This is a genomic window from Streptomyces sp. CO7 (genome assembly GCF_053474865.1).
In genome coordinates this window covers 999,264-1,001,596 of record NZ_JBRIOU010000004.1, presented here as the reverse complement: position 1 = coordinate 1,001,596, position 2,333 = coordinate 999,264, and the positions used below count along the sequence as shown (strand labels likewise).

Annotated in this window: 2 protein-coding genes; both read left to right on the top strand. The window is 72.1% G+C overall.

Annotation, left to right across the window (positions count from 1 at the left end):
• Positions 1-104 precede the first annotated feature (104 nt).
• Positions 105-1,193, top strand: coding sequence for an endo-1,4-beta-xylanase (locus ACOV8S_RS17400; RefSeq protein ID WP_448318682.1), 1,089 nt, complete (start codon positions 105-107; stop codon positions 1,191-1,193).
• A 197-nt stretch (positions 1,194-1,390) separates the two neighbouring features.
• Complete coding sequence (locus ACOV8S_RS17395) at positions 1,391-2,317, top strand: LysR family transcriptional regulator (RefSeq protein ID WP_448318681.1); 927 nt, start codon at positions 1,391-1,393, stop codon at positions 2,315-2,317.
• Positions 2,318-2,333 lie beyond the last annotated feature (16 nt).

Below are 2,333 nucleotides of genomic sequence, written 5' to 3'. Positions count from 1 at the left end.
GGGCAGCACTGCCCCCGCCTGGGGCCGCCGTCCTCGGCACCACCGCCGTCCGGCACGGGTGCCGCAACGCTCCACCGACATCAAGCACCATCGAGAGGACCGCAATGAAGCACCTCCGTGCTGCCGCAGCCGTCATGGCGAGCGGGGCGCTGCTGTTCACCGGCGCCGTCACCTCCGCGCAGGCCGCTCCGGCGGGCGCCTACCACCACCCCAAGGGTGCTCCGCTGAAGGCCCTGGCCAACCGCGACCACCTGCTCTTCGGTACCGCGGTCAACATGGACGCCCTCGCCGAGGACACGACGTACCGCAAGATCACGGCCCGCGAGTTCAGCTCGGTCACCGCCGAGAACGTGATGAAGTGGGAGACCCTCCAGCCGCAGCGCGGGGTCTACGACTTCACCCAGGGCGACGCCCTGGTGAAGTTCGCCCGCTCCAACGGCCAGGCGGTCCGCGGTCACACCCTGCTGTGGCACAACCAGCTCCCGGGCTGGCTGACCTCGGGCGTGGCCGACGGCTCGATCTCCAAGGACGAGCTGCGCCAGATCCTGCGTGAGCACATCACCACGGTGGCCAAGCACTACAAGGGCAAGCTCTACCAGTGGGACGTCGTCAACGAGGTCTTCGAGGAGGACGGCAGCTACCGCCAGTCGCTCTGGTACCAGCAGCTCGGCCCGTCGTACATCGCCGACGCCTTCCGCTGGGCCCACCAGGCCGACCCGTTCGCGAAGCTGTACGTCAACGACTACAACGTCGAGGGCGTCAACGCGAAGTCGACCGCCTACTACAACCTGGTGAAGGACCTGCGGGCCCAGGGCGTCAAGGTGGACGGCTTCGGCATCCAGGGTCACCTGAGCACCCGCTACGGGTTCCCGGGCGACATCCCGGCCAACCTGAAGCGCTTCGCCGACATCGGTGTGGAGTCCTCCTTCACCGAGGTCGACGTGCGCGGCGACATGCCGATGGACGAGGCCAAGCTCGACCGTCAGGCCGAGTACTTCGGCCGCATGCTGGACGCCTGCCTCGACCAGCGGAAGTGCACCTCGTTCACCATCTGGGGCTTCGCCGACCAGTACTCCTGGGTGCCCGGCGTCTTCGACGGTGAGGGCTCGGCCAACATCTACGACGAGAACTACGCCCCGAAGCCGTCCTACTGGGCGGTGCGCGAGGAGCTCGCCGGCGGCCGCAACGACTGAACCACCCACGGGCCTTCACCGGCCCACGTCCCTCCTGTCCCTGTGACAGGGGAACCGGCTCCGGCGGGCAACACTTCACCCCGCGCCGCCCGCCGGTGACGCGCCCCCGCCGGAGTTCCTCCATCCCTCCGGCGGGGGCGTCCTGCTGCGTGCCCACGGCCCTTGCGTCCACCCGGCACAGGAATCAAGCTCCGTGCATGGAGCTGGAGTTGCGGCATCTGAGAGTGATCAGGGAGATCGCCGACGCGGGCAGTCTGACCCGTGCGGCGACGGCGCTGGGACTGTCCCAGCCGACGCTGAGCGCGCAGCTGAAGCGGATCGAGCGGACGCTGGGCGGGACGCTGTTCGAGCGCGGACGGTTCGGGGTGCGGGCGACGCCGCTGGGCGAACTGGTGCTGGCGCGGACCCGGGTGGTGCTGCCGGCGGTGACCGAACTCCAGCAGGAGGCCGCGTTGTTCGCCCGCACGCGCTCAGGCCCGCGCCGGTTCCGGCTGGGCGGGACGCACGGGCCGCTGCCGGCCGGCCTGCTCGCCCGGCTGGCCGACGCGGCGCCCGGCGTACCGGTGACGACCACCACCACCTGGTCGGAGCGGGAGCTGGCCGGGCAGGTGTCCGAGGGGAGGATCGACTTCGCGCTCGTCGGGGTCTGCGGATCCGCGCATCCGCCCGCGGCGCCGCAGGTGTCCTGGCGGGAGATCGCCGTCGACGCCGTGCACGTCATGCTGCCGGCCACCCATCCGCTGGTCGGGCGCCCGGAGATCGACCTGGCCGACCTCGCCGGGGAGGACTGGGGCGCGGTGCCGGGGGACGGCTGCTTCGCCGACTGCTTCTCCGCGGCCTGCGCCCGGGCCGGGTTCACCCCGCGGAGCCTGTTCGAGACGGACACCTCGTCGATCGTGCATCTGGTGCAGGTGGGGCGGGCGCTGGGGCTGGCGAGGGCCACCTTCGCGCCGGCGCCGGGGATCGTGATCCGGCCGCTCGCGGGGACGCCGCTGACCTGGCGGCACCTGCTGGCCTGGCAGGATACCGCGCAGCCGCCCGCCGCCGTCGACCTGGTCCTCACGCAGGCGCGGGCCGCCCACGCCGACGCCCTGCGCCGTGCGGCGCAGGGGGGCGCGGCGTAGCGCCGGGGCGCGGCCC